This window comes from Stenotrophomonas sp. 05N423, assembly GCF_056397145.1.
The window spans coordinates 1-5,957 of the sequence record NZ_JBFTMV010000017.1 but is presented as its reverse complement, the minus strand read 5'-3'; the positions used below and the strand labels follow the sequence as shown (position 1 = coordinate 5,957).

Here is a 5,957-nt window from a genome sequence, read left to right as displayed (position 1 = left end):
AGTTCTTTGAAAGTATGCGCAGGTATCTTGTGAAGGCGCCTGCAGGAGTGGATGACTGTCCATCTTGCAGACGTTTGATCAAGCAATGAGTAGTTTGTAAAGCAAGCGAAACGTTGCCAGTGGTTGAACATCTGCAGCTAAGAGTATTTGCCTTCGGGCATGTAGTTTTAAGTGAAGAGTTTGATCCTGGCTCAGAGTGAACGCTGGCGGTAGGCCTAACACATGCAAGTCGAACGGCAGCACAGGAGAGCTTGCTCTCTGGGTGGCGAGTGGCGGACGGGTGAGGAATGCATCGGAATCTACTCTTTCGTGGGGGATAACGTAGGGAAACTTACGCTAATACCGCATACGACCTACGGGTGAAAGCCGGGGACCTTCGGGCCTGGCGCGAAAGAATGAGCCGATGCCCGATTAGCTAGTTGGCGGGGTAAGAGCCCACCAAGGCGACGATCGGTAGCTGGTCTGAGAGGATGATCAGCCACACTGGAACTGAGACACGGTCCAGACTCCTACGGGAGGCAGCAGTGGGGAATATTGGACAATGGGCGCAAGCCTGATCCAGCCATACCGCGTGGGTGAAGAAGGCCTTCGGGTTGTAAAGCCCTTTTGTTGGGAAAGAAAAGCAGTCGGTTAATACCCGATTGTTCTGACGGTACCCAAAGAATAAGCACCGGCTAACTTCGTGCCAGCAGCCGCGGTAATACGAAGGGTGCAAGCGTTACTCGGAATTACTGGGCGTAAAGCGTGCGTAGGTGGTTGATTAAGTCTGTCGTGAAAGCCCTGGGCTCAACCTGGGAATGGCGATGGAAACTGGTTGACTAGAGTGTGGCAGAGGGTAGTGGAATTCCTGGTGTAGCAGTGAAATGCGTAGAGATCAGGAGGAACATCCGTGGCGAAGGCGACTGCCTGGGCCAACACTGACACTGAGGCACGAAAGCGTGGGGAGCAAACAGGATTAGATACCCTGGTAGTCCACGCCCTAAACGATGCGAACTGGATGTTGGGTGCAATTTGGCACGCAGTATCGAAGCTAACGCGTTAAGTTCGCCGCCTGGGGAGTACGGTCGCAAGACTGAAACTCAAAGGAATTGACGGGGGCCCGCACAAGCGGTGGAGTATGTGGTTTAATTCGATGCAACGCGAAGAACCTTACCTGGCCTTGACATGCACGGAACTTTCCAGAGATGGATTGGTGCCTTCGGGAACCGTGACACAGGTGCTGCATGGCTGTCGTCAGCTCGTGTCGTGAGATGTTGGGTTAAGTCCCGCAACGAGCGCAACCCTTGTCCTTAGTTGCCAGCACGTAATGGTGGGAACTCTAAGGAGACCGCCGGTGACAAACCGGAGGAAGGTGGGGATGACGTCAAGTCATCATGGCCCTTACGGCCAGGGCTACACACGTACTACAATGGTAGGGACAGAGGGCTGCAAGCCGGCGACGGTGAGCCAATCCCAGAAACCCTATCTCAGTCCGGATTGGAGTCTGCAACTCGACTCCATGAAGTCGGAATCGCTAGTAATCGCAGATCAGCATTGCTGCGGTGAATACGTTCCCGGGCCTTGTACACACCGCCCGTCACACCATGGGAGTTTGTTGCACCAGAAGCAGGTAGCTTAACCTTCGGGAGGGCGCTTGCCACGGTGTGGCCGATGACTGGGGTGAAGTCGTAACAAGGTAGCCGTATCGGAAGGTGCGGCTGGATCACCTCCTTTTGAGCATGACAGCATCGCCTGTCAGGCGCCCTCACAAGAGACCTGCATTCAGAGTTCTGCACCGGCAGCCGGTGTGGAGAAGTCCCATTTTGGGGCCTTAGCTCAGCTGGGAGAGCACCTGCTTTGCAAGCAGGGGGTCGTCGGTTCGATCCCGACAGGCTCCACCACTAAGCTTTGACAGAACATTGGGTCTGTAGCTCAGGTGGTTAGAGCGCACCCCTGATAAGGGTGAGGTCGGTGGTTCGAGTCCTCCCAGACCCACCACTCTGAATGATTGGCGCATACGAAAGAATTGATAGGTACGGCATTGTGGCCGTGTCCTGTTCTTTTAAAACTTGTGACGTAGCGAGCGTTTGAGATGTCTATCTTGACGTGTCGTGAGGCTAAGGCGAGAGACGCAAGTCTCTTTATTAATTGAGTCGTTATATTCGTGTCCGGGCTTTGTACCCCTGGACATCAGATAATCCAAGGCAACTTGCGGTTATATGGTCAAGCGAATAAGCGCACACGGTGGATGCCTTGGCGGTCAGAGGCGATGAAGGACGTGGCAGCCTGCGAAAAGTATCGGGGAGCTGGCAACAAGCTTTGATCCGGTAATGTCCGAATGGGGAAACCCACCGCTTCGGCGGTATCCTGCAGTGAATACATAGCTGCTGGAAGCGAACCTGGTGAACTGAAATATCTAAGTAACCAGAGGAAAAGAAATCAACCGAGATTCCCTGAGTAGCGACGAGCGAACGGGGAACAGCCCTTAAGCTGGTATGGTTCTAGAAAAACGGTCTGGAAAGGCCGGCCATAGAAGGTGATAGCCCTGTATTTGAAAGGGCCATTCCAGTGAAGACGAGTAGGGCGGGGCACGTGAAACCCTGTCTGAACATGGGGGGACCATCCTCCAAGGCTAAATACTACTGACCGACCGATAGTGAACCAGTACCGTGAGGGAAAGGCGAAAAGAACCCCGGAGAGGGGAGTGAAATAGAACCTGAAACCGTGTGCGTACAAGCAGTAGGAGCTCGAAAGAGTGACTGCGTACCTTTTGTATAATGGGTCAGCGACTTACTGTTCGTGGCAAGCTTAACCGTATAGGGGAGGCGAAGGGAAACCGAGTCTGATAAGGGCGCATAGTCGCGGGCAGTAGACCCGAAACCGGGTGATCTAGTCATGCCCAGGGTGAAGGTGCGGTAACACGCACTGGAGGCCCGAACCCACTCCCGTTGCAAAGGTAGGGGATGAGGTGTGATTAGGAGTGAAAAGCTAATCGAACCCGGAGATAGCTGGTTCTCCTCGAAAGCTATTTAGGTAGCGCCTCATATGTATCCTCTCGGGGGTAGAGCACTGTTATGGCTAGGGGGTCATCGCGACTTACCAAACCATTGCAAACTCCGAATACCGAGACGGACTGTATGGGAGACACACGGCGGGTGCTAACGTCCGTCGTGAAAAGGGAAACAACCCAGACCCACAGCTAAGGTCCCAAATTTTGTGCTAAGTGGAAAACCATGTGGAAAGGCACAGACAGCCAGGAGGTTGGCTTAGAAGCAGCCACCCTTTAAAGAAAGCGTAATAGCTCACTGGTCGAGTCGGTCTGCGGGGAAGATTTAACGGGGCTAAGCACAGAACCGAAGCTTGGGGTGCATAACTTTGTTATGCGCGGTAGAGGAGCGTTCCGTAAGCCTGCGAAGGTGGATTGAGAAGTCTGCTGGAGGTATCGGAAGTGCGAATGCTGACATGAGTAACGATAATGCGGGTGAAAAACCCGCACGCCGAAAGCCCAAGGTTTCCTTGCGCAACGTTAATCGGCGCAGGGTGAGTCGGCCCCTAAGGCGAGGCAGAAATGCGTAGTCGATGGGAAGCAGGTTAATATTCCTGCACCTCGCGTAAGTGCGATGGAGGGACGGAGAAGGTTAGGTGTACCAGGCGTTGGTTGTCCTGGGGAAAGGCGGTAGGTTTGGATCTTTGGCAAATCCGGGATCCTTTAAGACCGAGCACCGAGACGAGTCTTTAAGACGAAGTCACTGATACCACGCTTCCAGGAAAAGCTCCTAAGCTTCAGCTTACGCAGACCGTACCGTAAACCGACACAGGTGGGTAGGATGAGAATTCTCAGGCGCTTGAGAGAACTCGGGTGAAGGAACTAGGCAACATGGCACCGTAACTTCGGGAGAAGGTGCACCATTGCCGGTGGCCCATGCGGGCTATAGCTGGTGATGGTCGAAGTGACCAGGCCGCTGCGACTGTTTATCAAAAACACAGCACTCTGCAAACACGAAAGTGGACGTATAGGGTGTGACGCCTGCCCGGTGCTGGAAGGTTAATTGATGGGGTCAGCCGCAAGGCGAAGCTCTTGATCGAAGCCCCAGTAAACGGCGGCCGTAACTATAACGGTCCTAAGGTAGCGAAATTCCTTGTCGGGTAAGTTCCGACCTGCACGAATGGCGTAACGACAGCGGCGCTGTCTCCACCCGAGACTCAGTGAAATTGAAATCGCTGTGAAGATGCAGCGTTCCCGTGGCAAGACGGAAAGACCCCGTGAACCTTTACTATAGCTTTACACTGAACGTTGAGTTCGTCTGTGTAGGATAGGTGGGAGGCTATGAAACTGTGGCGCTAGCTGCAGTGGAGCCATCCTTGAAATACCACCCTGTCGTGCTTGACGTTCTAACCTAGGCCCGTTATCCGGGTCGGGGACCGTGTATGGTGGGTAGTTTGACTGGGGCGGTCTCCTCCTAAAGAGTAACGGAGGAGCTCGAAGGTACGCTCAGCGCGGTCGGACATCGCGCACTGTGTGCAAAGGCATAAGCGTGCTTGACTGCAAGATCGACGGATCAAGCAGGTAGGAAACTAGGACTTAGTGATCCGGTGGTTCTGTATGGAAGGGCCATCGCTCAACGGATAAAAGGTACTCCGGGGATAACAGGCTGATACCGCCCAAGAGTTCATATCGACGGCGGTGTTTGGCACCTCGATGTCGGCTCATCACATCCTGGGGCTGTAGTCGGTCCCAAGGGTATGGCTGTTCGCCATTTAAAGTGGTACGCGAGCTGGGTTCAGAACGTCGTGAGACAGTTCGGTCCCTATCTGCCATGGGCGTTGGAAGTTTGAGAGGGGCTGCTCCTAGTACGAGAGGACCGGAGTGGACGAACCTCTGGTGTTCCGGTTGTCACGCCAGTGGCATTGCCGGGTAGCTATGTTCGGAAGCGATAACCGCTGAAAGCATCTAAGCGGGAAGCGCGCCTCAAGATGAGACTTCCCGGGGCACAAGCCCCCTGAAGGAACCATGTAGACTACGTGGTTGATAGGTCAGGTGTGTAAGCGCGGCAACGCGTTGAGCTAACTGATACTAATGATCCGTGTGGCTTGACCATATAACCTCAAGTTGCCTTGGCCGACATGACATGTCGATAGACCCAAGTGCACGCATCCACTACGCGGGGGGCGCATAAACCAGAACGGCGCCGATTGGCGCCGTTGTCGTTTTCCGCGCCCTCAACATCAGCGCTGGTGCGGGCGTTGCCCCGCCGCAGCCGCCCAGCGCGCGGCCAGATTGGGCGCGGTGATGCACACCGCCTCGCCCGTCACCGTCGTCACCGCACGCTCCAGCAACTGGATGTCAGCCTCGTGCTGGCGCGCTACGTGCGGGTCCTCGAACCTGCAGGAGAGCACTGCGACGGCCGTCCCGCAGGCGCGGGACAGAGAGAAAGGCCGGACCCACGCGCGCCTGGCCGCCGGGCCGGAACGGATCCTCGCAAGCGAAGGCGTGGAGCAGGTGCAGCCTTAAGCAGATCGGTGCCCGCCGCACATACGACAACGGCGCCAAAAGGCGCCGTTGCTTCCACCACTACCGGCAGAACGCGAAGATCACACCCGGCCGAATACCAGAGTGGCGTTCGTGCCCCCAAAGCCGAAGCTGTTGGACATCACCGTCTCCAGCCGCGCTTCCTGCGTCCGACGAAGGATCGGGAAGCCCTCCGCGCGCGCGTCCAGCGTCTCGATGTTGGCCGAGCCGGCCATGAAACCGTCCCGCATCATCAGCAGGCAGAAGATCGCTTCGTGCACGCTCGCCGCACCCAGCGAATGGCCGGACAGCGCCTTGGTCGAGGAGATCGGCGGCAACTCATCACCGAATACCTCGCGCACCGCACCCAGCTCCGTAATGTCTCCCAACGGCGTCGAGGTGCCGTGCGTGTTGAGGTAATCAACGCGACGATCCAGACCTGACAACGACATCTGCATGCAGCGTACCG

At 55.7% G+C, this 5,957-nt stretch carries 2 tRNA genes, 2 rRNA genes and 2 pseudogenes; 4 read left to right on the top strand and 2 right to left on the bottom strand.

Annotation, left to right across the window (positions count from 1 at the left end):
- Nucleotides 1-168: 168 nt before the first annotated feature.
- From AC1DGW_RS16705 to AC1DGW_RS16690, 4 genes are all read left to right on the top strand, one after another.
- Nucleotides 169-1,713 (top strand): 16S ribosomal RNA (locus tag AC1DGW_RS16705).
- A gap of 91 nt (nucleotides 1,714-1,804) precedes the next feature.
- A tRNA-Ala gene (locus tag AC1DGW_RS16700) sits at nucleotides 1,805-1,880 on the top strand.
- 20 nt (nucleotides 1,881-1,900) lie between these two features.
- Nucleotides 1,901-1,977: transfer RNA gene (locus AC1DGW_RS16695), tRNA-Ile, on the top strand.
- 223 nt (nucleotides 1,978-2,200) lie between these two features.
- Nucleotides 2,201-5,078: ribosomal RNA gene (locus AC1DGW_RS16690) — 23S ribosomal RNA — on the top strand.
- The 16S and 23S rRNA genes sit together here with 2 tRNA genes alongside, the layout of an rRNA operon.
- Before the next feature lie 127 nt (nucleotides 5,079-5,205).
- Here the strand turns inward: AC1DGW_RS16690 and AC1DGW_RS16685 are convergent.
- Nucleotides 5,206-5,361 (bottom strand): annotated as a pseudogene (locus AC1DGW_RS16685) (methylglyoxal synthase); the annotation flags it as partial.
- Nucleotides 5,362-5,571: 210 nt separating this feature from the next.
- A pseudogene (locus AC1DGW_RS16680) lies at nucleotides 5,572-5,957 on the bottom strand (beta-ketoacyl-ACP synthase I); the annotation flags it as partial.